The sequence below is a fragment of the Virgibacillus phasianinus genome (assembly GCF_002216775.1).
GTDB classification, from domain to species: Bacteria; Bacillota; Bacilli; order Bacillales; family Amphibacillaceae; genus Virgibacillus_F; species Virgibacillus_F phasianinus.
The window spans coordinates 1,971,793-1,996,659 of record NZ_CP022315.1; the positions used below are offsets into that span (position 1 = coordinate 1,971,793).

Consider the following 24,867-nt stretch of genomic DNA (forward strand, 5'->3'; position numbering starts at 1 on the left):
TGCTACAATTGATTTAATGTTTACGTTTTTTATGAAGAAAAACAAGTCTATACAAAGGTCTTCGCGAGAATAATCCGGCAAATAAGAACTACTGGAGATTTACTGAAATTAATGCTGTATAGGCAAAGGGGGAAAAACACAAATCGTAGGAAACAAAATAAAAAATAACAAGCCGAAAGCACAGCTTAACCCAAACAAATCCCCATATTTTATCCTAAATTTTATGCTGATGAATATCATTTAGAGATGGGATTGTACAAAAGGTGGGGTGAAATATGAGGCAAAATTGGCATATTCTTGGAATTTTTTTAGGAGTAGCCTTTTATGTTTTTGGAGAGTTACTGTGCATGGTATTCGGTTTAATTGATCATTCGGAAACTTATTGGGATTATTTTGTTAACTATTTTGTGCTTTTTGGAATATTTGGTTTCTCCATCGTGATTATTATGTATTACGCAAGCAAAGTGGTGGAATATACGGCTGGCTGGCGTTCACTATGCATCTATACAATATTTCTGTTCATCCTGCCAACTTACATATTTGCTAGGATGCTTTATTTTACCTTTGATATCGAATACATTACCGAGGCAGCATCGTTATTATATAGTGTGATGGTTTTGTTATTCGTATTTCTTAGGGAGGATATATTCGCTGGTTGAATTTGAGAGACAGTATTAGATTCCCTAGGATCTAAGCACATCATCCTGCTCGGTAAAGCCGACCGGAACAGGGAAATCTTCGTTTACAAAAATACTTCGGATGGTGTTTGTATTCTAGGCAGCTTCATCGTAAGCTTTTTGAATCAATGGATGTATATCCTGATCAGTGATCATACTAAGGCCGTACTTTAAAAAACGAAATGTCATACTATAGACATATAACTTGTCCAGAGCGCTGCCATTTCTGAAGGTGTTAAAGGCTGGTGACTGAATTCACTTATGAGGTTTCCTCCTAATTTGCAGGAGGTAAGGAAGTATGCGTTTATTTAAGTGCAAAGAATAAAAGGGGCGAATTTTTATGCGTCTATGGCATGAGGAATTACTAACTCGCCTACCCCGTCAACAGTTACTAGGTCAGCATAGAGAATGCTGTGCCTTAAGAGGTAATGGCTGGGGTAGAAAACACGCTACGGTTAACTATGTTTTTAGCCATTCACCATACAAGCTGTATCTTTACCATATGAAGGTTATGAAGGAAATGAAACGAAGAGGCTATCGAAATAATCCATTGTGGGAGGATCCTTATTATCGCGGTAATAGCTGTCCCGCCCACGATGACGAAAGTCTAGGTGATAAAAATGAAGATGAAGGTTATCCGGAACATGATTTGAGGTATTTACAAGAATGCCTTGAAAACCTTCATCAAAAGGGGATAATAATCTAATATCAGTCATGACTTTTGACCCTTAAAAAGGAAGGATGGTAACCCCATGTCACCACCCTTTTCTGCTTTATTTATCCGAATCCAAATTGTCCTCTTTTTCCCCAGTTTTTTCTTGTTCCTCGCTCCACCACAGTGAATCTTCTGGATTTTCAACAGCTTCTTTATACTCGGACTTAGAGGCAACTGTTGGGTAAGAACCCTTTAGGGATTTTCCAGAAGTGCTGCTGAACAAGAATGCTATCACTAGAAATCCGATAATACTGACGATTGTTAAATAGAAACCAGGTGCTAAGTTATTCCCAGTTTGGTGGACTAGCCATGTGGAAACTAATGGGGTAGTCCCGCCAAATAATGAAACGGAAACATTAAAGGTTACAGCTAATGTTCTATATCGAATGTCTGTGTGGAACATCGTTGGTAACGATCCAGGCATTGTGCCCTCATACGTTGCAAGCAGAACACCTAGAATTAGGATACCTATAGAAATAAATACTAGAGAATCCAAGTTTAAGAAATAAAAAGCGAGGACAGATAATAAGGTTAATCCACCTAAACCAATTAAGAAAACAGTTTTATTGCCAATTTTATCACCGAGCCTTCCAAACATTAAAGCAAGTGGCACCATAATAAGCATGATAATCGTAATTAAAATGGTTCCTACTGTGCTGGATAAGCCAATAATCTCATCTAAATAGGAAGGCATGTATGATAATAGCATATAGTTTGTAATATTAAAGAATGCGACAGCTATAAAACATACAAAAATATCCCTTTTGTGGTTTTTTAAAATGGAAAAAAAGCTTTCTTCCTCAGTTTCATCATCAGAAAGTTCATTTTCAAAAATAGGTGTTTCGTTTAAACTCTTTCTTAAATACAACCCAACAAGCCCTAAAGGTAAACCGAGTAGAAAAGGTATTCTCCAGCCCCATGAGTGCATCTGTTCATCAGATAGTGTGATAAAAAGTGTACTGGCAAGAAGTGAAGCTAATATAAAGCCAGCGAGCGTACCGATTTCTAATCCACTGCCAAGCATATTCCGTTTATTGTCCGGAGAAGACTCCGCAATATAAACCATGGCACCAGCGTATTCGCCGCCAGTTGAAAAACCCTGAATAATTCTTGCTATTAATAGGAGGATAGGAGCCCATATACCTATTTGCTCATAGGTAGGTAATAAACCGATTAATAATGTTGAAATAGCCATTAAAATAATCGTGGTTGTTAAAACGACTTTTCTTCCCATTTTATCCCCAATTTTTCCGAATATAACACCGCCTAATGGCCGCATTAAAAAGGCAATCGCAAATGTTCCAAATGTTAATATTAATTTCAGCTCATCATTTTGAACATAACTAAAAAAGTTTTGACTAATAATAACAGCTAAATAGGAATATAGCCCAAAGTCAAACCATTCCATAGCATTACCTATTCCCGTAGCATACACGCTTTTCTTCGTTTCTTGTATATCTACAACATTGATTTTTTTCTTGTTGAATTTCATTAGATCATGCCAACTCCTTAACATGGTAATTCCGTAGGCGATATGTGTATTAGTTATGTTAGACTTGTTAATCAAAATTTCTAATTTTATTATGTACCTTTCTCTCCCTTTTATGAAAAAAGATTGATGTAAAGGAGTCTTTTGAATAACCTTTTCTTGTAACAAGTCTGTTATGTTTCGAGAACCAACTGGCCTTATAAAATAGATACGCTTTAAATCGCGAGCAGTTTTATGGCACTTACACACGAAGGAGAGCCCAAAATTATTCTTAGAATTTCGAAAGCATATTCCATATTCCTTCAAGTATTTATAGGGAAGGTGAATAGTAAAGTAAGTAAACCCCGGCTATTTTTTGTATTTGGTTAGTGAAAAAATCAGGCAATTGGATTAAAATAATATTTTGAACAGAAATGGGGGGTGCCACTCATTATGCAATCAATTGAGATACAAATGTTGCCTTTTAATGCGAGTGCCAATTTAGTGGACATGGAGCACGTTACGGACATCGTCAACCGTGTGTATGCGGCATCTGAGGGAAGCCTTTGGATGCGCGGGGTAGTCCGTACGACAAAGGAGGAAATGGCTGGGTTCACCCGTGAAGGTGAGATCGCGGTAGCCCGGTCGATGGGGCAAATTCTGGGGTGTGTCCGTGTTCGACGGATTGGCCAAGAAACGGGGGAATTCGGAATGCTAGCTGTAGATGATGGCTACCAAGGGACTGGGATTGGACGAAGGTTAGTTCGCTTTGCTGAGGAAAAGTGCCAAAAAGAACACCTTCATAAGATGCAACTTGAATTATTAATACCTCTGAAAGGTTCTCACCCAGCCAAATTAATTTTGAGGAACTGGTATGAACGTATCGGCTATCATCCTATACATATGGAACCCATTGATGCCGCGTTTCCGAAATTGACGAAGATGCTAGCTATTCCCCGCCAGTTTGTCGTATTTCAAAAAGAATTAAGGTAGCATCGAATACTTTAATTCTGTTTGCTGCCAACTGGGACTCTACTTGCGTCCTGAAGTCGAATAAAGTCACCCTGCCAATTATTTTGCAAATATTTCCCGGGAAATGTTGCTTTATATATTACACGGATAAACCATTCTTGATCTGCCAATTACCCTGCCGCGTGAATCCAATGCATGGACTAGAAAGTATGGGCCGGCTGCATAAATGGGAATAGCTGTTTCAAATCCGGTGCGTGGAGTGGTGGATACTGCCACTGACATGGTATAAGGTGTTGAACCAGCTAGAACCTGCCAAGCTGCGGTTTCAGTTGAACCATTCCATGATGCAAAAACTATCGATTTATCTTTACGGATGGTCTCAACCGCGATATCTGGTGGATGAAGCGGCAAACCTACCCATTCATTCTTAAACGCTCGATACGTGTGATTTGGCATCTGCATATCGTATATCAAATTCAATGAAGGATTGTTTTTTGTATTTCCGGCATATTTAAATTCAGAAAGAAAGGGCTTCACTCCCCATCCAATGAACTGATTTTCGTTAGGCAGTTGTTGCATATTACCTTGATGATCAACGTAAAGCGCTGGATCATGGTAATACGATTGGCATTCCTTTGCGGTCATGTTTGTGTAATCAAGCTGAAGAATTAATCCATGTGATGTTCCCTCAGGGGGAGTAGTCGCCCCACAACAAGCATTATTAAACAAACTGATCTTCGTTCCAGAACGATAACGCGCATGATGCTGCCAGGAAAATGTAGCATTCGAATCAAAGGTGAAATCACTTTGCTTTCCACCAAGCTGCCAAATGATATTTCCTGTCCTCTTATCAATATTATAAATGCCCCACATATCACGCATGCTGATCAGAAGTGTAGTGTCCGGCCCCTCTTCGACAGAATTTAAATGGAAGGGATCCCAAATATTGTGAGACTCCATTGCAGATGAGGCAGGCACGTTGGAATAGCCCGGGTTAACATGGGAAAGCGCATCCCAAAAGAAAACGAGTTCATTTGTTTCGGGGTTAATTTCCTGAATAGAGTAATTTCGAATATAACCTTCCCTTGGCCCCCCAAACGGTGACAAGTCTGCAGGTACATGTTTAATTGCTAGAAATAGCGCGGTATTTCGCTTTGTAATGATAAACTCATGGTTATCAGCAGTGTATCCCTTTTTAGCGGTGATTGTTCGTATCACTTGGTAATGTTGATTAATAATTTGAAAATAAGCGCCGGGCAGCGGTTCACCCTGAGGCAGATCGGGATGTGCAGACAATGTACCTGCTATTGTTCCTTGCCACAAGGTTAGAACTGGATGCCCATAGTAAGATTGCGCCTTGAAGTCCCTATTTTGTGTATATTTATCAGAAGGTCTGAACCAGACTGGATTACCCGCTTGATCCATAATCAATGAGCCCGTTTGTCCAACCGTGGGTGTACTGTAATACTCATATGGTGCAACGAATATGAAACCGGGAGCCGTTCCGGGTTTATTTACATTTACGGTGACCTTCATGGGATGCAAGTGAGGGGCCGAGGCAAAATCCCACACTTGTGAACTAGAAACCTTTTCGTATGAACAGCAATTGATTGATCCAGTGTTTTCAGGGCAACAGTCATTAGTTCCAGCGGTTGAAGCCGGACTAAATTCATCAAAATTACACAAGCTCATCTCTCCTTTTAATCACCATAATATGCTTTGAACCTAATTAACTGAGGGTTCCAGCTATTTATACATAATTATCATATGGAAAGAGAGTTGACTTGTTTATTCAAAAAGGGACAGAGGTGCCTTGCCCATTCGGGTCCAACAGGGACAAGGAACCTGTCCCTCTGTCCCTACTTCGCTGCCTCACCATAATCAGGGTCATCCGTCTCTTCATCACTGTCATTCCGAATATCTTCAAACACCTTCCTAGTGGAATCGCTGATTTCCGCATTAAAATATGGTTCATACGCTTCGAGAGGTGGCTTTTTCGTTAAATAGACAGCAAGCAAAACACCGATTAAAGAGGTGGAAACAGATATTACAAATGGAAGCGGTAAGCCGATTGTCTTGGCGATAACATACACGACGGCACCAATAATTATGCCTGCATATGCTCCTGCCCGGTTCATTCGTTTCCAATAAAGACCCAGGAAGACGACCCAAAAGAATGCGGCGCCAAACCCACCATAAATATAAACAAATCCCATTGCTAAGAACCATGGTGGTTTAATAGCTAGAAGCACTGCAATGATGGCAATTCCAAAAATACTTGCCCTGAGCCAATTTTTAAACCCTTTGTCACTAATTCTCTTAGGAAATATATTTAAATACACATCATAATAGAGCGAAGTCGCACAGTGCAGAAGCATAGAATTTGCCGTCGATATAGCGGCTGCACAAATCGCAACCAGTGTTATCGCTCCAATGATGGCAGGTGTGTACTCCTGGATAATCAATGGAACAATGTAGTCGGTCGTTTTTCCAGCAGGTATGCTTGGAATAAGAACCTTTGAGCCTAGTCCGATGACGATTAATGGTCCCATGATGAAGATTAGAACAACGATTGTTCCCATGATCTGTAAAATTGCTACTTTAATATTTTTTGGAGCCAGCATCCGTGCTACCCAGTGTGGGGATGAAGGAGTTCCTAATGAGTTTGAAATAAAAATGGAAAACAATGTCGCAAGCCCAAACGTCCCAAGTGGAGAAAGTAAGATTCCCTCTTCCAGTGACGGACCGCCTACATATGTAGGTGCAGTAGTAGTCGAAAGCGTTTCTACGATATTATCCATTCCACCGGTTACTGATAAGACCACACCACATGTTAAGATGACGCCGATCATAATTAGAATTGTGTTGAGTGTATCTGTGGCTGCAACGGACCAAAATCCGCCAAAGCTTGTAAGCAAGATAAATAATAAGAAAGCAAAAATAGCAATTTTATAATCAATTCCTGTAATCGTTGAAAACACAATTCCGAAGCCGATGATCTGGATATTAACTAGCAGCAGATAACCAAGTAACATTAAAATACCAACGATCGCTTGCAGGCTGCTCTTTTTCATAAACGGTTCGAACCGGAAGCGAATAAATTCCGGGAATGTTCTTGCCGGCGTTTCTGGTCGTCTTATTTTATAGGCAACAATTGGTATCAAGGCCCCGCCAAAGGCCCAGCCAGCCACCCAGCCAATAATTGCTGCCACACCCGAACTGTATAAATAGCCGGGCACCCCGATTACAGACGCCACACTTACCCAGGTAGCAGCTGTTGTACCGATTCCCAATAGCAATCCCATTCGATGCCCGCCAGTCGTAAAATCATCCAATGATTCTACCGCTTTCAGGCTTTTAACATTTGTCCAGATAAGAAAAAGAACATAAAAGCCAAAAATTATGATGTACCACATCGTTTCAGTCACCTCAATCCTCTATTATTTATACTTAAATATTCGCCCGGTGGCTCCCCAGCGCTTGACACCCGACTTTTCCACCTTGTAACAGAGGAAAGTATTTAATACAAAACTAAACAGCATCGTTCCAATCCAAATCATGATTGCAATAAACATCCAAGAATCCCCCTTCATTTTGATAATTAAAAAAACCTCTTCTTTAAATGAAAGAAGAGGTTAAAATGCCGTTGTTTGTGGCTGGTCACTCTTCTTATCTTCAAGCATAACGCTTTCTGGAGTTGGCACAGTACTTAAACTAGTCTGCTGCCGAGGTATCAAAGGGCCAGTCCCTCCACCTCTCTGGATAAGAAAATTACATATATTCAATTAATAATAGTAACTAGCATATACGTAAGTAGTGTTTTATGTCAAGCGTTCCTTAATAAAGGGACATGGGGACAGGTCCCTTGTCCCAGCTTATGGGCGTAAACAAAGCTAGACCCCAGAAACTAAACTGGAATGCCAGCTTTTTCATTAATGCGAATGAACTGGTCTTTTTTTATCATAGAGTGGTAAGGAATGTGGGTCTATTTAACTGATTTTATCCTGAAGAGTATGAAGAGTTTGACAATTTGTCGGATGGATAGTAATCTTTTACATTAATTAGACATTAGTTTACTAGTTTTTTAATGGAAGATCGCCAAAATAATAGATTTGCTCACAGAGATTTTTAGTATATAGGGGGCTGCATGGCACAGGTTTGTGCTGGCAGTCCCTTTGTGCTTTTTCCACTTTCCCCGTAAGACCAACTTATTTGTAAAGTGGGACAAGAAACCTGTCCCTCTGTCCCGCCATACAGGAAATCTCTTCCAGCGAGGTCATAGAACTGTGGGGATGGGAAGGTCTGGAATTTTTAAAGGGGGTGGTAAATGCTGTAAGACTAACGTGTTGTTCAATATTCTGCGGTCTATGCATCAAAACTACAAAAGGAGGTATTTTAAAATGAAGAAAAAATCAATTCCGGTATTGTTGTCAGGGATCCTAATAGCGGCGTTGCCTTTGATGTCTGCCAATGCGCAAACGGATAAGGACTCTACTTATTCGGTCTCACCGGAAACAGAAAAGGCGTACCAAGAAATTAATTCAAGTTCTGCTGTCCAAAAGGGGTTGGAATTTATTAAGTCTGATGCGGACAATACCCTCTCCCAACAAATCGAAATGACCGAAATACCAGCTGTGCCCAACCATGAGCAGAAGAAGGCGGATTATTTTAAGAAAGAATTAACAGAGCTAGGCATGAAGGATGTTCATATTGATGAAACCGGAAATGTAATTGGTACACGTCCGGGAAGCGGGGATGGCCCGACGTTAGTTCTTTCCGCCCATCTGGATATTGCCTTTGAAGAGGGAGTAGATACAACGGTAACCAAGAAAGATGGGATTCTTTACGCACCGGGAATTGCTGATGATACACGTGGGCTAGCGGCTCTGCTTTCTGTTGGCCGGGCGCTCAACGAAGCGGATCTTCAAACTGCTGGTGACATTATGTTCGTTGCAACAGTTGGGGAAGAGGACGACTTTCGAGGAGTGAAAGCTCTCTTTGATGAACACGACAATATCGATGGATTTATAACGGTAGATGGAGGTGGGGCCAGTGAGGTTACCCATGGCGGAACCGCAGGATATACCATCAAGTTCAACTACCATGGCCCTGGAGGGCACTCGTATGGAGATTTTCAAACGCCCAGTGCGACTCACGCGCTTGGCCGAGCTGTTGCTGAGATAAGCGATTGGGGCAAAAAGGATCCAAAAACAACCTTTAATGTCGGAGTTATTAACGGCGGCACAGCTGTCAACGCTAAAGCGGAAGAAGCCAGTATGCTGACTGAATTTAGAACGGATGGTCCAAATGTGGACAAGCTAAAGAAAAAATTATTGAAAACCGTCCAGGATTCCGCTAAAAATGAAAACCAGCGGTGGGGAAGCAAGGATGGCGTAACCGTCGATTCCAAGACCGTGGTAGAAATCCCTGGTGGTCAGATGCCGAAAGATGCGATAAGTGTTCAGGCTGCGGCGTCTTCCATTAAAGCAATCGGGAAGCAGCCAACGTTCGGTACGTCCGGCATGACCGATGCCAATTATGCTTTTGGCGCGGGTGTCCCGGGGATGAATCTAGGGTATGGAGGTACAGCGGGGCAAACGCACTCATTAGATGAATGGTATGATCCAACCGATGCCTACCTTGGCCCACAAGGAATATTTTTGACAGCCCTTGGTCTGGTTGGGGTGCAGGATTTAACTGAACCGCTATTGTCATCCAAGGGTGATACAGGTAGTGAAAAATCAGAGGGTACCGCTGCGAGTACTTCTACCGGAAACACCAAGCAGGGTGGAGAATTGCCCGAAACATCAAGCGATAATCCAACGAATGCATTAATTGGACTCGGCGTTGCTATGGCAGGAGGCCTATTATTTTTCCTCCGTAAGAAGCTCTCTAACTAACTCTTCTATTCATCAAAGGGAGGAATTTAGTTGCGAAATAAATGGGGACTCGCAGGCATGACCCTAATAGTCGTTGGATTATTGATTTGTGCTTGGAACAGTTATGCGTGGTGGCAAAGTTCTCAATCAGTCCATTCCATTGATGCGGAGTCGACGCTGGCCAGGCAGCCGGAAAAGGTTGAGAAAAAGTCTCTCCCGTTTCATCAGCTTTCAACACTAAAACACGATTACAAAAAAGGTGAAAAGGTTGCTCAACTAACGATACCCAAAATCGATGCTCGTTTTGATGTGTTTTGGGGATCAGATGAGGCGACGCTTCGAAAGGGCGTCGGCATGTATGTCAGCAAATGGACAACAACGCCAAATTCAGTCAGTGGTCATACCGTATTAAGCGGCCATCGCAACACTGTATTTAGGGGACTTAGGAATCTTGTGAAGGGTGACCCATTGACGGTTAACTACCAAGGAGAGATTTATACTTATAGAATCACAAAAATATGGATCACCGATCCGGATGATCGATCGGTGATAGTCAGGAAACAGGAGCCAACACTTACACTAACGACGTGCTATCCATTTGACTATATCGGTAATGCGCCGAAGCGTTATATTGTTAAGGCAGAGCTCGGGACGGAGGGACAGGTCCCTTGACCCGCCTTCCTTGACACAGCTAAAAACTAGCATTCTGGGAGTTAACCGGGATGCTAGTTTTTATGTTTTGCGATAAGAAATAGATTCATAGTGGGACGGGGGACCTGTCCCTATGGACCAAAAGTAGTATAGACATCTATACACCCTATTGATACGATTAAGTTGATTCAAAAAATTACAAAAAGTGATAGGAAGGTGATGTTTTTTGTTAGCAAAATGTCGGAATTTCCTGCTTCTTTGCCTGGCAGTCATGTTATTGTTACCAGTGGCACTTCAGGACAATCATGTCTATGCAAAGGAAAAAGAAAAAGGGGACCTTTTGAACATTAATCCTGCACCGCAGAAGATTACAAAACTTGGAAAAGGATTCCCGTTAACCCCCGTTGTCGGACTGGTTATTGGAGAAAATGCGGATGAGCCTGCCGTGCGTGAAGTTGTAGAAGCGCTAAATACTGCCAATGTCAAACGCATTGTCCGCAAGCATGCCGGGGAATCAGTACCGAATACCCCAGTGACGATTTGGATCGGTAACTTTTCAAAAAATTCCTCTGCTGCCAAGGTTATGGACGAACTAGGTGTCAATGGGTTTCAGGGACTGAAGGACGAAAGCTATGTTCTGGCCGCAAATAATAAGCACATTGTCTTGGCCGGGTCAGATAAGGCCGGAACGTTTTATGCCGCCCAAACGTTTGACCAGCTCATTCAGGAAAAGCCCGGGCGTGATTGGGTTCCATCCGTAGCCATCCTTGATTGGCCGGAAATGCCGATGCGCGGATCAATTGAAGGATTCTATGGCCCGCCATGGTCCCATGAAGACCGGCTGAGCCAGCTTGAGTTTTACAGTGAAAATAAAATGAATGCCTATATTTATGCGCCGAAAGATGATCCATATCATCGTGAAAAGTGGCGCGAACCTTATCCGGAAGATGAGTTAAACAAGTTAAAAGAGCTAGTAGATAAAGCAAATGAAAATCATGTTGATTTCACTTTCTCGCTGTCTCCAGGAAACACGATTTGCTATTCCGGGGACGAAGATTTTTCCTTACTAATGGATAAGATGCAGACCGTGTGGGATCTGGGTGTGCGCTCTTACGCAATCTTCCTGGATGACATCAGCTATGAACTTCACTGTGAGCAGGATAAGGCCAAATTCGGCGATGATCCGGATCCGTCGGCTGCAGCACAGGCTTACTTGTTAAATCGTTTTAACAAAGAATTTATTCAAACACATGAAGGGGCTGAGCGGTTAATTACGGTTCCTACCGGTTATGCCGGCAATGATTCGACAATATACCGGGAGCGTTTCGCCGATCTAGTCGATGAGGACACCATTGTCATGTGGACAGGCCCTGAAGTAGTTTCCGAACGTATCACCTCTGAAGGCGCCGAAAAGGTCTCGGACATTTTTCAGCATGATTTATTAATTTGGGACAACTACCCGGTCAATGACTATGATCGCAACCGGTTGTTTCTCGGTCCATTGGTGAAAAGAGATGCTGATTTAACGGATCACGGTGTTATGGGATTGACGGCCAATCCGATGAATGAAGCAGAGGCCTCCAAAATTTCATTGTATACGATTGCTGATTTCACGTGGAATTCAGATGCTTACAATCCAAGAGAGTCATGGGAGAGAAGCATTGCATCGTTCGGGGGCGACGCAGCGGATGCATTGAAAACGTTCGCTGAAAACTCGTATTCGTCACCGATAAATAATAAAGAATCGCTGACATTAACCCCTTTGATTAATGATTTTTGGGAAGCTTACGAAGAGGATAACGCGGAACAAGCTGCAAACCAGTTAATTGCCGAATTCGAAGAGATGCAACAGGTTCCGGAAAAGCTTCAGCAAAAGATGGAAAACAAAAAGTTCTTAACGGAAGCCGAGCCATACCTCAAGAAACTTGCATTATATGGTGAGGCAGGTGCAGCGGCCGTTAACTATTTAATGGCACAGCAAGCAGATGATGCAAACAAAGCAAGTCAGTACAAAGAAAAGCTAAAGGTCTTATTTGATCAATCTGAGCAAATTCCGCAAAAGATGGGAGAAGGCGTCATCCGAAAATTTTTGACGGACACTTTATGGGGACCAAACCTTGCCCTTAATCAGCCGGTGGAAGTGAATAACTATTGGAACAATCTTCCTAGTGTCAACGGTGAAAAAGCCGTGGATGGGGAATTGAAAACTAGGTGGGCTTCCGGTGGCGGTGTGACCTCCGCGTGGCTTGTGGTCAATTTCCCAGAAGGTGTTACCTTTAACCAAACTTTATTAAGGGAATGCAAGGATTTTGGAGATCGGATCCAAAACTATGAAATTCAATATTGGGATGGCTCGAATTGGGTGACGGTCCATTCAGGCGGAGTGCCTGCGAGAATTCAAGTGGATCAGTTTGAGCCGGTGACAACAACCAAAGTACGATTAAACATTACCGACGCAACCTATGAGCCTACTATTTGGGAATTTGAAGTTTATAATACAGAAGCTGCACGATAATAGGAAGTGGATATGCAATTGGGGCTGACTGTTTGATGGCAGCCCTTTTTGTTGTGCAAGAAGTCGGGAAACTTCCTGGGGATAAGTGAAGAACTCGGCCAAACCGATGCACATTTTGTCATATTTTGAAATGAAATGTTATTAAATTGTATCCTCCTGATAATCTCATAGTTTTATTCATTTGCTAGACTAGAATAGTCATCAACTATACAGCAAAGGAGCATACATAATGGAAAATAAAAAGCATTCGATAGGAAAGTACATAGGAGCAACTGCCTTTGTCACATCGCTCGCATTTACACCGGTTGTCGCGGGAAGTGTTTTTGCCCATGGGGCCGCACCGGACAATGGTAATACAGGAAATGAAGAGGTGGTTGTCCCAACTGTTACTGTTAGTTCCGGTCTCATTTCAGCAGGCGATAGAGGAGAAGCTGTCAGTGATGTGCAATCAGTTTTAAATAACAATGGTTACGACCTGAATGTGGATGGAATATTCGGCCCAATTACGAACGATGCAGTGAGAGATTTTCAACAGGATAATGATCTTCTGGTCGACGGGATTGTCGGACCACATACAAAAAAAGCTCTAAATACAAGTGATCATACGAATGAACAGGGAATAACCATTACTGAGGCGCCTGAACAAAAGACAGAATCCGAGGTAGTAGATACCCCGGCTGATTCTCAGTCTGATATTGTTTCGATTGCCGAAAGTTTAGTTGGTACCCCTTATACATTTGGCGGAACAACACCTCAAGAAGGTTTCGACAGCAGTGGTTTCATCAACTATGTGTTCGAGCAAGTCGGCATTCCGCTCGATAGAACCCATGCTGAAATGTGGGAAAATAATGGTACACATGTAGATAGCCCAAGTCCTGGCGACGTTGTATTTTTCGAAGATACATATAAAGATGGTATATCGCACAGTGGTATTTATATCGGAAACAACAAAATGATCCATGCCGGTACAGAAGAAACAGGCGTAGAAGTAACATCCCTTGACGCAGACTACTGGCAAAGCCGTTACGTCGGCGCAAAATCATTTCAATAGTGGGACATGGGGACAGGTCCCTTGTCCCAGATTCGAAAGCTAGCATGCTGGTGGGTTCCCCGCCTGGATGCTGGCTTTTTTGTGTTTAGAGCGGGACGCGGGACCTGTCCCCATGTCCCTATCCCCATGTCCCTATACATGACATTAAATCCTTAATATGTAATAATAGTGTTGTTGAAATATGCAACAAATGAGGGATAAAATGATAAAGGCACTTTTAATTGCTCCGTATCAAGGGATGGCTGAAACGGTTAAAAAAGTGAATATACCGGATGATATTGAATTAGATGTAAAGATAGCCAATTTGGAGGAAGGCGTTCGAGTCGCAAAGTTGGCGGAGAAGCAAGGATATGAGTTAATCGTCAGTCGTGGTGGTACTGCTTCGATGATTCAGGATGTTGTATCGATACCCGTAGTACATATAGATATAACAGGGTACGATATGCTGCGTGTTTTTACCCTGCTTCGTGGCATCAAGAAAGGGGTGGCGCTTGTTGGTTATGCAAATATTTCCCAGGGGGCCGCCACAATCTGCAACATATTGGAATTTGATGTGAAGATGATTACGATTACCTCCAGGAATGAAGTGAGGGGTCACTTGGAACAACTGAAACAACAAGGTTACGCTGTGGTAATTGGTGATGTGATTACGGTTCAAGTTGCTGAGCAGGTAGGGTTGCGTGGCGTTTTAATTACATCCGGAAAAGAAGCGGTGACAGATGCTATCGAAGAAGGGAAGCGGGTATACCATTTTTTCCGGAGGGTGAATAATCAATTCAATTATTTTCGGGAGACCTTTAATTCCATGCCCTTCCCGGTTATTTTACTTCATAAAAACGGTGAAATAATAGCGAAGAATTTAATGTACGAGCAGGACAGCCACTGTCACGAAATAATGGAGTCGTCTGCTGTTCCAAGGATAATCAAGAGGGTACTGGAAAGTGGAATCAGTAAGTGGTCTGAAATTGAAGGTAAAACGAATCGTTATGAAATACAAGCCTTTCTGGTAAGTAAAGCAGAGGGTATAGTTGGGATAAACATCCATGCTGCGCTTCTTAAATCACATACCAAAGCTGTTAAAATTATCGGGGATCCGGTGCATATCCCGATTATTGGAGATAGCGGCCAGGCCATTAATTTACGAAAAAATATTGAGCAGATTGCTCATTCCGACGATCCTGTGTGTATTTTGGGTGAGCCGGGTACGGGTAAATTTAGCGTTGCGCAGGAAATCCATTTTGAACGGTTTGGTCAGGACTCACCGATGGTTGTGATCGAGGGAAGCTGCTTAGCCAAAGCGGCGGCGGAATATGAAAAAATACATCCAAAGCTTTTGTCCATTAAGCTGGGAACGGTTTTAATCAAAGATATCGACGCAGTACCAATGGAAATACAAGACGCGATGGAAAGCCTGCTCCGTTCTATTCCTAACAGCATAAAAGTTATCGTTCTCGCTAAAGAAGCACTCGATAAACTCGTATATGCCGGCAGGTTTAATGACGGGTTGCATCAAAAAATTTCGAAGTACACGCTACATCTTGCGCCACTAAGGGATCGGAAGGAAGATATTGGGGCATTTGTTGATTACTTTTTAGCTGAGTTTCATGCCGAAAACGGTAATGAAACAGTGGGTATGAAGCAGGGTGCGGTAGAATATCTGAAGAAATTTGACTGGCTGGGCAACCTTTCGCAGCTTAAAAAAGTGATTCGGAAATTAAGTGTGATGACGACAGCAAATTACATCGAGCTTTCGCATGTGGAAACCTTAATGAATGAATATGAAGAAACAGTGGCCGATATAAGTTTACCACTTAACGGAACGCTAGAAGAAATTGAACAAGCAGTAATTAAACAGGTGTTGCAGGAAGAGGGAAATAATCAATCAAACGCAGCAAAAAGGTTAGGGATAAACCGTTCAACCTTGTGGCGAAAGCTGAAAGAATAATGTTTTACATTCAGTATAATAATAGTTTGAAGGATCCTTAGTGAAGGGTTCTTTTTTATTGTTTTAAAATGCAACAATGCAAAATATTTATTCGTTAATAAATGGAAAAACACAACAATATGTTGCATTATATAACAAATTGATCTATTATAATACATGTAAACGCTTTACATTTTATTTGTGTTTCATTATTAAACATCATTAGATAAACGAGGGGGATAAAAATGAGAATCAAAGCGACGTTAGAACGAATTCCTGGTGGTATGATGGTAGTGCCATTGTTGCTAGCTGCAACACTAAACACTGTCGCACCGGAATTACTAAGGATAGGTAACTTCACACAAGCATTATTCGTAGATGGGGCAAGTACGCTTATCGCACTATTTCTATTATGTACAGGGGCACAGATTAATGTACGAAATGTTGGTGTAAGTCTTGGTAAAGGGGCAACATTGCTGACAACGAAATGGTTAGTAGGTGCGGCTGTTGGTTTAATTGCTTATATTTTCGCTGGAAATGATGGCCTTTGGTTGGGTCTGGCGCCAATTGCAATAATTGCTGCCATGACTAATAGTAATGGAGGCTTGTATGTGGCGCTAGTTGGCCAATACGGAGATAAAACGGACCGTGCGGCATATTCGCTGCTTGCATTAAATGATGGTCCTTTCTTTACAATGGTTGCGCTGTCAATTTTCGGTGCAATGGGCTTTGTAAATGGATTGTTTTCTTTCGTGTCATTTATTGCCGTGTTACTGCCGATTATTGTTGGTATGGTTCTAGGTAACTTAGATGAAGAAATGAGAGCGTTTTTTGAAAAAGGCAGTTCGATGTTAATTCCATTCTTTGCGTTTGCCTTAGGTATGGGTATTGACTTCGGTGCAATTATCGATGGTGGACTATCCGGAATCATTCTTGGCTTAGCAACCGTATTTATAACAGGTACAGCTGGCTATTTCATCTTTAAAGCATTTAAATGGAACCCGATTGCAGGTGCTTCAGAAGGATCTACAGCGGGAAATGCCGTAGCAACACCGGCCGCAATCGCAGCTGCAAGTGCCAGTTTTGCAACACATGTTGATTTGGCAACAGTGCAGGTTGCAGCATCCACTGTTACAACAGCGATTCTGCTTCCGCTATATATTGGATTTCTGGTAAAACGTTTGGACAAAAAAGGTGTTAAAGTACCAGACGACTATATGGTCGAGTAACTTAGTATATAAAATTGTTAATAAATGAGGAATCAACATGAAACAACTGATAGGAATAATAGCAGACGATTTAACTGGTGCAAATGATAGTGGTGTCCAACTGACCGAAAAGGGGATAAATACTTCAGTTCTTTTTGATAACCCTGAAGGCCGGAGAGAACTGGACAGTGGGCTGGTGATTGATACGAACTCCCGCGCGCTGTCAAAAGGCGACGCAGCCGCTGTTACAAGAAAAGCCGGGCAATTTTTACAGCAAGCTGGTTATGTTAACATTTATAAAAAGATGGATTCAACCTTAAGGGGACATATTGGCGCGGAGCTGGGCGCTCTTTATGACGTGTTTAAACCGGAGTTTATGTTTATCGCGCCGGCTTTCCCACCACTTGGCAGAACGACAAAAGATGGGGTTCATTATGTCAACGGGGAAGAAATCGCCAAAACAGAAATAGCGAAAGACCCTAAACATCCGGTTATAGAATCGTCTATCCTGAAACTGTTGGAAAAAGAAATTGGGCAACAGGTTGGCTTATTGACAAGGACGGATATTGAAGCGGACTTATCCAGCTTCCGGGACAAAATAAATACTTTTAACGAAAATAATATAAACTATATTGTTTGTGATGCTGAGACACAGGATGATTTACAACAGGCAGCACAGAAAATGAGTGCTGTTTCGAAGCAGATTGTTTGGGCCGGTTCTGCCGGCTTGGCTGAAGTGCTTCCAGAGGTGCTTGGAATAGGCGGGCTGGCAGATTATCGAGCTATTTCCAGCTCAGGTCGGGTCATGACAGTTTGCGGCAGTCTATCACAGGTTACACAAGAGCAAGTGAAGTATGCGGGGAAGCAACCAGCAGTAACAGCTGTAGAGCTCGACCCGCTGCAGATTTTTGCGGATGATTGGAAGGTGCTTCGTCAACAATATGTAAAAGAGATTCTTGAAGGTTTAGCAAAAGGAAATGATATCGTTTTGTTTGTTCCTTCTAATCAAGAAATCAGAGATCAAGTCAAGCAAGCCGGAAATAACCTGCAATTAACAGGCAATCAAATTGGTGAACGGATATCAAGTGCGATTGGCGAAATTGTGGCGGCAGTAACAGCGGTAAACAAGGAGCTAACAGGTTTGGTGCTGACAGGTGGCGACACGGCAAAAGATACTGCGCGCCAATTAGACGGAATTGGCTTTCGTTTGATTAAACAGATTGAAGCGGGAATTCCATTGGGCACGTTAATTGGGACAGATAGGGAATTTACGGTAGTGACAAAAGCGGGCGCGTTTGGAAAAGAAGATTCGATTTACCATGCCATGCAGGAATTGAAGGGAGTTCTTACGAATGAGTAAAAAACCAATAATAGGTATTACGATGGGAGATGCCTCCGGCGTAGGGCCAGAAATCATTGTGAAAAGTCTGCAAAGCGAACATGTATATGAGCAGTCGCACCCAATTGTAATTGGTGATGCTAAGATGTTAGGGCGTGCTGCAGAGCTTTTAGAGGCGAATGTAACTATTAAGGAGGTAGATGTAAATTTCGATTTCACAGCAACAAAATTTGGAGAAATTGCTTGTTACGATCTAGACTTACTTCCAGCGGATCTACCGTTCGGACAGGTTTCTCCTGAAGCCGGCCATGCTGCATTTGAATACTTAAGGACGGCTATTGAACTCGCAAATGAGGCTCGGATTGATGCGATTTGTACGGCGCCGTTAAATAAAGAAGCGCTGCATAAGGGTGGGCATATCTATCCAGGTCATACAGAAATTTTGGCTGAATTAACCAATACAAAAGATTTTTCGATGATGCTGTCATCACCTAAATTAAAAGTAATTCACGTCACAACACATGTCGGCTTACTTGATGCGATCAATATGACTAATCCAGAGCGCGTCTATAAAGTCATCCGTTTAGCGCATGAAACACTTACCAACTCCGGAATCGATCAGCCTAAAATAGGTGTCTGCGGAATTAACCCTCATGCCGGTGAAAATGGCTTATTTGGTTACGGTGAAGAAGAAGAAAAAATAATCCCGGCGATTGAACGGGCTACTGAAGAAGGAATAAATGTGGAAGGCCCATTGCCGGCAGATACATTATTCTTCCGCGCGCAACGTGGCGACTTCGATATCGTTGTAGCCATGTATCATGACCAGGGCCACGGACCAATTAAGGTGTTGGGACTGGAAGCAGGCGTCAACATAACTGTCGGATTGCCAATTATTCGAACAAGCGTTGACCACGGCACAGCATTTGACATCGCTGGCAAAGGCATCGTTGATGAAAGAAGCATGCTGGAAGCGTTAAGACAAGCGATTGAATTGGCGCCGGAGCGGTAGTAGGGACAGAGGGTTCTTGATCCGGGGGGACAGAGGGACAGGTCCCTCGTCCCGCTTGTTGACATGGGCGGATAAATTCCTGTTTTGGCTGATATACGCAGAGAAAGGCTGATATATTTCATTTTTGGCCTATATATTCCGAAAATGGCCGATATATTTTTATTATGGCTGATATATGTTGAGAACGGCCGATAACACTCTGTTTTGGCTGATATACGCAGAAAAGTTGCTAGCAGGACAAATCCGACAAGCCCGAATAAAACAAGATGCATGCAGACTTAAAATCTGCATGCATCTTTATTTTCCCCAAGAAAATCCTAGAGGTGGGACGCGGGACCTGTCCCTCCGTGCCGCTCAAGGCTGCACAATATTTTTAATTCCTGCGCACGTTCTTCTAAATATGTGCTTACTTTCTGCAGGTCGTCGTCAACTACTGCTGGGTGTGTCATGACTTCGACTGATTGAACGTCCAGTTTGTACAGCTCATCAAGTATCCCTGCATTAACACCGCTTTCATAAAAGTCCAGCCAAAGTTTTTCGGTCAAAAGAATATCTGGATATGCCTTAAGTGAATCCACATACCGAACACGAACTCCGAACTCTTTGGCCAATTTGATAACTACATCTTTTAGTGGCGCCCATCCATGAATATGGTGGTGACTGTCAATGTGATGCAAGGGTAAGCCTGTTTTCAGAAAGGCTTCAATCTGTGCTCGCCACTCCTTTTCGACTGCAGAAACGTCGGGTGGGTCCATTTCCATAAATGTATTTTTATATTTAAAAAGACCTTCCGTATCAACTAGTTCTGGAATGTCACTACATATCGGCCGTCCCCATGTCAGTACTAGGTGAATGCCAACCCGCAATGAAGGAAATTCTTTTGCTTTCTCAACCGCATAGTCCACTGCCCATCCATTCATCATTAATGTAGTGGAACCGACCACCCCGTTTAAATGAGCCTGCATGATTCCGTCTGTTACGCCTTTAGTCAGGCCAAAGTCATCCGCGTTAAATAATACGTTCATCACTTTTCCCCCAACGGATAATTTCTTTCAATCATAAAGTTTGTTTTGTCGCCACGAAAATAGGAACGGGAATACTCGACCTTTTTTCCGCTCTCATCTTCGGCAATTGTTTCAATATAAAAGCAAGGTAACCCAGGTTCACACTGCAAATGAGAGCATAATTGCTCATCCGCAAGTGTTATTTCGATATGTTCGGTCGTTTTCGCAATATGAATTTCGAATTCATCTTTCAATGCTGCATATAAAGATGTTTCTGCCTGGGCTTGGGTAATCCCTGGGGCAATGTTCCACGGAATGTAAGCTATCTCATATTGTGTAGGCTCTCCATTTGCCTTTCGGACGCGTTCCACCCGCTGAATTGGGTCGTTTACGTTGACAGGAAGTGACTGCTTTAAAGTTTCCGAAGCTGGCACCACGTTAATTGAAATCAATGTTATCTCCGGCTTTTTTCCTTGCACTTCAACCTGGTCACTATAGCGCTGGACCGTATTGGAAAGGGTCTGTCTTACCTTTTTGTCAGCCACAAACGTACCTCTGCCCTGATGCCTGACCAAATACCCTTCTAGTGTTAATTGGGTTAAGGCTGTTCGGACTGTTGTCCTGCTAACATTGAATGCCTTGCAAAGCTCAAGTTCAGTAGGGAACTTTTCCCCCCTTTTGTATTCGTCAGACTTAATCCTGGTTAATAACTCATCCTTAATATATGCATGTAATGATTGGTTTTTATCCATGATATGCTCCTTCAATTACGCGATATATAAAGTTTACAAGATTGGACAAGTAATGACAACTTTAAAAATATGTTACTACAATATGACATAAATGTATAGACAACTAATTATTTGTATGATACATTTTAAAGCAAGAAATGAATATACATGTATGGAAAACCTAAAGCGCTTTCACTTTCACAACAAGGAGTTTGTTTATCATGTCATTAAAAGTAGTAATTATTGGTGGCGGATCCAGCTACACACCGGAAATAATTGAAGGCATCATCCGTCGTCACGACACTTTTCCAGTATCAGAAATCGTGCTCGTTGACATTGAAGCCGGAAAAGAAAAGCTGGAAATCATCGGGAACTTAGCATTAAGGATGGTTGAAAAGGCAAAGAAATCTATTAATCTATCATGGACATTGGATCGCAAAGAGGCATTGCAACATGCGGACTTTGTTTCTACACAAATTCGTGTTGGCGGTTTGGCTGCCAGAGAAAAGGATGAACGGATTCCGCTCAGCCATGGTTTTATCGGACAGGAAACGAACGGTGCCGGTGGAATCTTCAAGGCATTTCGCACCATCCCAGTATTGCTGGAGCTTGCGAATGATGTTCATGAAATTTGTCCTGACGCCTGGATTATCAATTTCACAAACCCAGCGGGAATCGTTACGGAAGCTTTACTTAAGCACTCACCACACCAAAAGGTTATTGGGGTTTGTAACATTCCCTTTAACATGCGGCATTCCACAGCGGAAATCTTAAATGTCCGCCCAGAGGATGTGAAGATTGAATTCATTGGGATGAACCATTTCGTCTTCGGAAAAAAGGTATATGTAAACGGTGAGGATCAGACACAAGAAGTACTCACCAAACTAGCGAATGAAGGACTCGATTATTCACCGGCTAATATTGTTAATCTTGGCTGGTCCAAAACGTTTATTGAAGCAACTGGCTTGTTGTCCAATCCATACCATCAATATTATTTCCAGACAAAAGATGTTTTGGATAAAGACGTAAAGGCTTTTGAAGAAAATGGCACCCGTGCAGAAGTCGTTCAACAATTGGAAACGTCATTATTTGACTTATATAAAAACCCAGAATTAAACGAAAAGCCAAAGGAGCTTGAGAGCAGGGGAGGGGCATTTTATAGTGATGTAGCGTGTAGTTTGATGAATTCGCTTTATAATGATAGTGAAGATATTCAAACTGTTAACACAATGAATAACGGGGCCATCCCGGATTTACCGGATCATGCCGTTATTGAAGTGAACAGTGTCATTACGAAACATGGGCCAAGACCAATTTCATCTGGGCCACTTCCAGACACTGTAAAAGGAATTATTTATCAAATGAAAGCCTTTGAAGAACTCGTTATCCGCGCCAGCATAACTGGAAATTACCATGATGCATATACAGCCATGGTTATGAATCCATTAATTGCTGATGAAAGGGGAAGTAAGGTTCTGCTTGATGAGCTGTTGGAAGCGCACAACAATTACTTGCCGCAATTTAATACCGGTGGGAAGGCGGAATGAGGAATGTCTGGTTAATGTAGCGGGGGAAAGGGAACAACGGTTTACATTTTTAATACTATTAGGGAGAGTGTTCGTGATGAAAAAAATTATGTTAGTTTGCTCAGCAGGTATGTCAACAAGCTTATTGGTGACAAAAATGGAGAAAGCCGCAGCACAAAAGGGAGAAGAGGTTGAAATTTTTGCAGTGGCGGAAGCAGAGGCAAGTAAGCATTTTGAAGAGATTGATATTCTTTTGCTTGGGCCACAGGTGCGTTTTCTAAAGTCGAAATTGGAAAAGCAGCTTGAAGGGAAAAATGTCCCGGTTCGAGTTATTGAAAGTATTGATTATGGAATGATGAATGGCGAAAAAGTGTTAGAAACAGCGCTGCAAGCACTTTAATACGAGTGCAAACAAAGGGGGGGATTTGGTATGAATAGATTTATTGAATTTATGGAAAAGTATTTTGTTCCATTCGCTTCAAAGGTCGGATCACAAAGGCATCTCGTTGCTATCCGTGATGGTTTCGTAACCATTATGCCATTAATGATTCTAGGATCCATGGCTATTTTAATTAATAACCTGCCAATTGGTCCATATCAAGATTTTATGACGAATCTTTTTGGAAGTGATATATGGAAGAATTTTGGTGGCAATCTGTGGGAAGGAACTTTTCAGGTCATATCATTATTGACGGCATTCACGATTGCCTATCAACTGGCGAACTCCTACAATAAGGATGCTTTGTCTGCGGGAATTGTTTCAGTTGCTTCATTGATTATTTTGATGGAGCCAATTAGTGAGGGGGCTGGTTTGCCGATCATTTGGGCTGGAGCACAAGGGTTGTTTATCGCAATCATTACAGCCCTTCTGTCAACTGAAATTTTCATCAGACTGTTGGGAAACAAAAGGCTGGTTATAAAAATGCCTGAAGGGGTTCCCCCAGCAGTAGCAAAATCATTTTCATCACTTTTTCCATCTATGATAACGTTATCAATTTTTTCCTTGTTTGAGGTGTTAACGTTAGCAGTGGATATTCCAGATATACATCAAGCTTTTTATGAGCTGATTCAGGCGCCGATTTCCCATTTGTCCAACACACTTTTTGCAGCTGTTCTTATTGCGTTTCTGCTCCATTTGCTTTGGTTTTTTGGTCTGCATGGTTCCAATATGATGGAGCCGATTATGCAAGCCGTCTATTTGCCAGCAATTGAAGCCAACGCTGCCGCATATAAAGCCGGTGAAGCGATTCCGTATGTTGTGACAAAACCATTCTTTGATGCATTCATGTATTTAGGTGGGACAGGGGCAACGCTGGCCTTGATTACCGCGGTCTTCATTGCCGGGCGACGCCACAAGCACTACTATAGTATATCCAAAATGTCGGTAGCACCGGGTTTATTTAACATCAATGAGCCAATTTTATTCGGGTTTCCAGTTGTCTTAAATCCAATTTTATTTATTCCGTTTCTATTAACACCGGTAGTTTTAACAGTGATCAGCTATACTGCCATCTCGATTGGACTAGTCCCGAAAACCATTGCTTTTATTCCATGGACAACACCACCAGTTATTGGCGGATTTTTGGCAACCGGTTCGTGGAAGGGAGCGGCACTTGCGATTTTCAATTTCGCGGTGGCTGTTGTGATGTATTTACCGTTTATCGGAATTGCTGTACGCATGCAATTTGAAAAAAATAAATGAGTTTCAAGGAAGACACAGAAATAATTCAGACAAGGGAAATATACGAAATGAGGAGTTTTAATTATGGAATTGGAACGGATCGTTATGACGATTATTACACATAGTGGTGATGCCAAAAGTGACGCGATTGAGGCCATTCAGTGCGCTAAAGCGAAGGATATGGAAAAAGCAAATCAGCTAATTGACAGTTCAGAAAAGGAATTATTGGCTGCCCATAAGGTACAAACAGAGCTCATTCAAAACGAAGCACGTGGCGAAAAGACAGAGGTTACCTTGCTTCTGGTTCATGCCCAGGATCATTTAATGAACGCAACGACTTTTAAGGACTTGGCAAAAGAGTTTGTTGAACTGTACGAAAAAGTTAATTAACAATTAGTTGGAAACTCAAAGTTGATAGTTGCGATGTTTTAATTAATGTGATTATGGCTAGAGCATGGCAGCTATCAACATGATATTATCTAGTAGAATTTGTACTAATAAAGATTGAAACTGG

The 24,867-nt window shown here is 42.2% G+C and carries 21 protein-coding genes and 1 riboswitch; of the genes, 15 read left to right on the forward strand and 6 right to left on the reverse strand.

The window, feature by feature from the left end:
* The first annotated feature begins 275 nt into the window (after positions 1 to 275).
* Both CFK37_RS09610 and CFK37_RS09615 read left to right on the forward strand, forming a co-directional pair.
* On the forward strand, positions 276 to 659 hold the full coding sequence (locus tag CFK37_RS09610; RefSeq protein WP_089061654.1) for a hypothetical protein: 384 nt from the start codon (positions 276 to 278) through the stop codon (positions 657 to 659).
* A 358-nt stretch (positions 660 to 1,017) separates the two neighbouring features.
* The gene (locus tag CFK37_RS09615) at positions 1,018 to 1,383 is read left to right on the forward strand and encodes a TIGR02328 family protein (protein ID WP_089061655.1); all 366 of its coding nucleotides are present in this window, start codon (positions 1,018 to 1,020) and stop codon (positions 1,381 to 1,383) included.
* Positions 1,384 to 1,450: 67 nt separating this feature from the next.
* Here CFK37_RS09615 and CFK37_RS09620 read toward each other — a convergent pair whose 3' ends face one another.
* Positions 1,451 to 2,884: an MFS transporter gene (locus CFK37_RS09620; protein ID WP_089061656.1), complete on the reverse strand. Its 1,434-nt coding sequence runs from the start codon at positions 2,882 to 2,884 to the stop codon at positions 1,451 to 1,453.
* A 429-nt stretch (positions 2,885 to 3,313) separates the two neighbouring features.
* On the opposite strand from CFK37_RS09620, the gene CFK37_RS09625 reads away from it, so the two are divergent.
* Complete coding sequence (locus CFK37_RS09625) at positions 3,314 to 3,853, forward strand: GNAT family N-acetyltransferase (protein ID WP_089061657.1); 540 nt, start codon at positions 3,314 to 3,316, stop codon at positions 3,851 to 3,853.
* Positions 3,854 to 3,964: 111 nt separating this feature from the next.
* Here the strand turns inward: CFK37_RS09625 and CFK37_RS09630 are convergent, their stop codons facing one another.
* From CFK37_RS09630 to CFK37_RS20535, 3 genes are all read right to left on the reverse strand, one after another.
* A complete protein-coding gene (locus CFK37_RS09630) occupies positions 3,965 to 5,518 on the reverse strand; it encodes an arylsulfotransferase family protein (protein ID WP_245837354.1) in 1,554 nt (517 codons plus the stop codon).
* 173 nt (positions 5,519 to 5,691) lie between these two features.
* Positions 5,692 to 7,248, reverse strand: coding sequence for a sodium:solute symporter family protein (locus CFK37_RS09635; protein WP_089061658.1), 1,557 nt, complete (start codon positions 7,246 to 7,248; stop codon positions 5,692 to 5,694).
* Between the two features lie 24 nt (positions 7,249 to 7,272).
* Positions 7,273 to 7,407, reverse strand: a complete 135-nt coding sequence (locus CFK37_RS20535; protein ID WP_281251608.1) for a hypothetical protein — start codon at positions 7,405 to 7,407, stop codon at positions 7,273 to 7,275.
* A gap of 91 nt (positions 7,408 to 7,498) precedes the next feature.
* A riboswitch (SAM riboswitch) is annotated at positions 7,499 to 7,601 on the reverse strand.
* Between the two features lie 631 nt (positions 7,602 to 8,232).
* Between CFK37_RS20535 and CFK37_RS09640 the strand changes: the two genes are divergently transcribed.
* The 8 genes from CFK37_RS09640 to pdxA all read left to right on the forward strand — a co-directional run bounded on the left by CFK37_RS09640 (position 8,233) and on the right by pdxA (position 19,411).
* Positions 8,233 to 9,732, forward strand: a complete 1,500-nt coding sequence (locus CFK37_RS09640; RefSeq protein ID WP_172840484.1) for a M20/M25/M40 family metallo-hydrolase — start codon at positions 8,233 to 8,235, stop codon at positions 9,730 to 9,732.
* 57 nt (positions 9,733 to 9,789) lie between these two features.
* Positions 9,790 to 10,383, forward strand: coding sequence for a class D sortase (locus CFK37_RS09645; protein WP_089063605.1), 594 nt, complete (start codon positions 9,790 to 9,792; stop codon positions 10,381 to 10,383).
* 205 nt (positions 10,384 to 10,588) lie between these two features.
* Entirely contained in the window at positions 10,589 to 12,877 is a 2,289-nt protein-coding gene (locus CFK37_RS09650) for a beta-N-acetylglucosaminidase domain-containing protein (protein WP_172840485.1), read from the forward strand.
* Between the two features lie 229 nt (positions 12,878 to 13,106).
* Complete coding sequence (locus tag CFK37_RS09655; RefSeq protein ID WP_089061660.1) at positions 13,107 to 13,928, forward strand: C40 family peptidase; 822 nt, start codon at positions 13,107 to 13,109, stop codon at positions 13,926 to 13,928.
* Positions 13,929 to 14,130: 202 nt separating this feature from the next.
* Entirely contained in the window at positions 14,131 to 15,873 is a 1,743-nt protein-coding gene (locus tag CFK37_RS09660) for a sigma-54-dependent Fis family transcriptional regulator (RefSeq protein WP_172840486.1), read from the forward strand.
* A gap of 224 nt (positions 15,874 to 16,097) precedes the next feature.
* Complete coding sequence (locus tag CFK37_RS09665) at positions 16,098 to 17,081, forward strand: 2-keto-3-deoxygluconate permease (protein ID WP_089061662.1); 984 nt, start codon at positions 16,098 to 16,100, stop codon at positions 17,079 to 17,081.
* 37 nt (positions 17,082 to 17,118) lie between these two features.
* Positions 17,119 to 18,420, forward strand: coding sequence for a four-carbon acid sugar kinase family protein (locus tag CFK37_RS09670; RefSeq protein WP_089061663.1), 1,302 nt, complete (start codon positions 17,119 to 17,121; stop codon positions 18,418 to 18,420).
* Positions 18,413 to 19,411: a 4-hydroxythreonine-4-phosphate dehydrogenase PdxA gene (pdxA, locus tag CFK37_RS09675; protein ID WP_089061664.1), complete on the forward strand. Its 999-nt coding sequence runs from the start codon at positions 18,413 to 18,415 to the stop codon at positions 19,409 to 19,411. Before CFK37_RS09670 ends, pdxA begins: the two co-directional genes overlap by 8 nt.
* A 317-nt stretch (positions 19,412 to 19,728) precedes the next feature.
* Here pdxA and CFK37_RS09680 read toward each other — a convergent pair whose 3' ends face one another.
* Together CFK37_RS09680 and CFK37_RS09685 are read right to left on the reverse strand one after the other, a co-directional pair.
* Positions 19,729 to 20,436, reverse strand: a complete 708-nt coding sequence (locus tag CFK37_RS09680) for a carbohydrate deacetylase (RefSeq protein ID WP_089061665.1) — start codon at positions 20,434 to 20,436, stop codon at positions 19,729 to 19,731.
* The gene (locus CFK37_RS09685; protein ID WP_089061666.1) at positions 20,436 to 21,167 is read right to left on the reverse strand and encodes a GntR family transcriptional regulator; all 732 of its coding nucleotides are present in this window, start codon (positions 21,165 to 21,167) and stop codon (positions 20,436 to 20,438) included. The genes CFK37_RS09680 and CFK37_RS09685 overlap by 1 nt, the downstream gene beginning before the upstream one ends.
* Positions 21,168 to 21,367: 200 nt before the next feature.
* Here CFK37_RS09685 and CFK37_RS09690 point away from each other — a divergent pair, with 200 nt between their 5' ends.
* The 4 genes from CFK37_RS09690 to CFK37_RS09705 all read left to right on the forward strand — a co-directional run bounded on the left by CFK37_RS09690 (position 21,368) and on the right by CFK37_RS09705 (position 24,743).
* Positions 21,368 to 22,693 carry a 6-phospho-beta-glucosidase gene (locus CFK37_RS09690; protein ID WP_089061667.1) on the forward strand — a complete coding sequence of 442 codons (1,326 nt, stop codon included), beginning with the start codon at positions 21,368 to 21,370 and terminating at the stop codon, positions 22,691 to 22,693.
* A gap of 76 nt (positions 22,694 to 22,769) precedes the next feature.
* Positions 22,770 to 23,072, forward strand: coding sequence for a PTS sugar transporter subunit IIB (locus CFK37_RS09695; protein WP_089061668.1), 303 nt, complete (start codon positions 22,770 to 22,772; stop codon positions 23,070 to 23,072).
* A gap of 30 nt (positions 23,073 to 23,102) precedes the next feature.
* Complete coding sequence (locus CFK37_RS09700; RefSeq protein ID WP_089061669.1) at positions 23,103 to 24,374, forward strand: PTS sugar transporter subunit IIC; 1,272 nt, start codon at positions 23,103 to 23,105, stop codon at positions 24,372 to 24,374.
* Between the two features lie 63 nt (positions 24,375 to 24,437).
* Positions 24,438 to 24,743 (forward strand): PTS sugar transporter subunit IIA, encoded by a 306-nt coding sequence (locus CFK37_RS09705; protein ID WP_089061670.1) that lies wholly within the window; start codon positions 24,438 to 24,440, stop codon positions 24,741 to 24,743.
* Positions 24,744 to 24,867: the final 124 nt, after the last annotated feature.

Coding starts and splice junctions, on each gene's coding strand:
- CFK37_RS09640 (WP_172840484.1), top strand. CDS start 8,233: ATGAAGAAAAAATCAATTCCGGTATTGTTGTCAGGGATCCTAATAGCG.
- CFK37_RS09620 (WP_089061656.1), bottom strand. CDS start 2,884: ATGAAATTCAACAAGAAAAAAATCAATGTTGTAGATATACAAGAAACG.
- CFK37_RS09635 (WP_089061658.1), bottom strand. CDS start 7,248: ATGTGGTACATCATAATTTTTGGCTTTTATGTTCTTTTTCTTATCTGG.
- CFK37_RS20535 (WP_281251608.1), bottom strand. CDS start 7,407: ATGTTTATTGCAATCATGATTTGGATTGGAACGATGCTGTTTAGTTTT.
- CFK37_RS09645 (WP_089063605.1), top strand. CDS start 9,790: ATGACCCTAATAGTCGTTGGATTATTGATTTGTGCTTGGAACAGTTAT.
- CFK37_RS09615 (WP_089061655.1), top strand. CDS start 1,018: ATGCGTCTATGGCATGAGGAATTACTAACTCGCCTACCCCGTCAACAG.
- pdxA (WP_089061664.1), top strand. CDS start 18,413: ATGAGTAAAAAACCAATAATAGGTATTACGATGGGAGATGCCTCCGGC.
- CFK37_RS09685 (WP_089061666.1), bottom strand. CDS start 21,167: ATGGATAAAAACCAATCATTACATGCATATATTAAGGATGAGTTATTA.
- CFK37_RS09690 (WP_089061667.1), top strand. CDS start 21,368: ATGTCATTAAAAGTAGTAATTATTGGTGGCGGATCCAGCTACACACCG.
- CFK37_RS09655 (WP_089061660.1), top strand. CDS start 13,107: ATGGAAAATAAAAAGCATTCGATAGGAAAGTACATAGGAGCAACTGCC.
- CFK37_RS09610 (WP_089061654.1), top strand. CDS start 276: ATGAGGCAAAATTGGCATATTCTTGGAATTTTTTTAGGAGTAGCCTTT.
- CFK37_RS09625 (WP_089061657.1), top strand. CDS start 3,314: ATGCAATCAATTGAGATACAAATGTTGCCTTTTAATGCGAGTGCCAAT.
- CFK37_RS09680 (WP_089061665.1), bottom strand. CDS start 20,436: ATGAACGTATTATTTAACGCGGATGACTTTGGCCTGACTAAAGGCGTA.
- CFK37_RS09695 (WP_089061668.1), top strand. CDS start 22,770: ATGAAAAAAATTATGTTAGTTTGCTCAGCAGGTATGTCAACAAGCTTA.
- CFK37_RS09670 (WP_089061663.1), top strand. CDS start 17,119: ATGAAACAACTGATAGGAATAATAGCAGACGATTTAACTGGTGCAAAT.
- CFK37_RS09660 (WP_172840486.1), top strand. CDS start 14,131: ATGATAAAGGCACTTTTAATTGCTCCGTATCAAGGGATGGCTGAAACG.
- CFK37_RS09665 (WP_089061662.1), top strand. CDS start 16,098: ATGAGAATCAAAGCGACGTTAGAACGAATTCCTGGTGGTATGATGGTA.
- CFK37_RS09705 (WP_089061670.1), top strand. CDS start 24,438: ATGGAATTGGAACGGATCGTTATGACGATTATTACACATAGTGGTGAT.
- CFK37_RS09700 (WP_089061669.1), top strand. CDS start 23,103: ATGAATAGATTTATTGAATTTATGGAAAAGTATTTTGTTCCATTCGCT.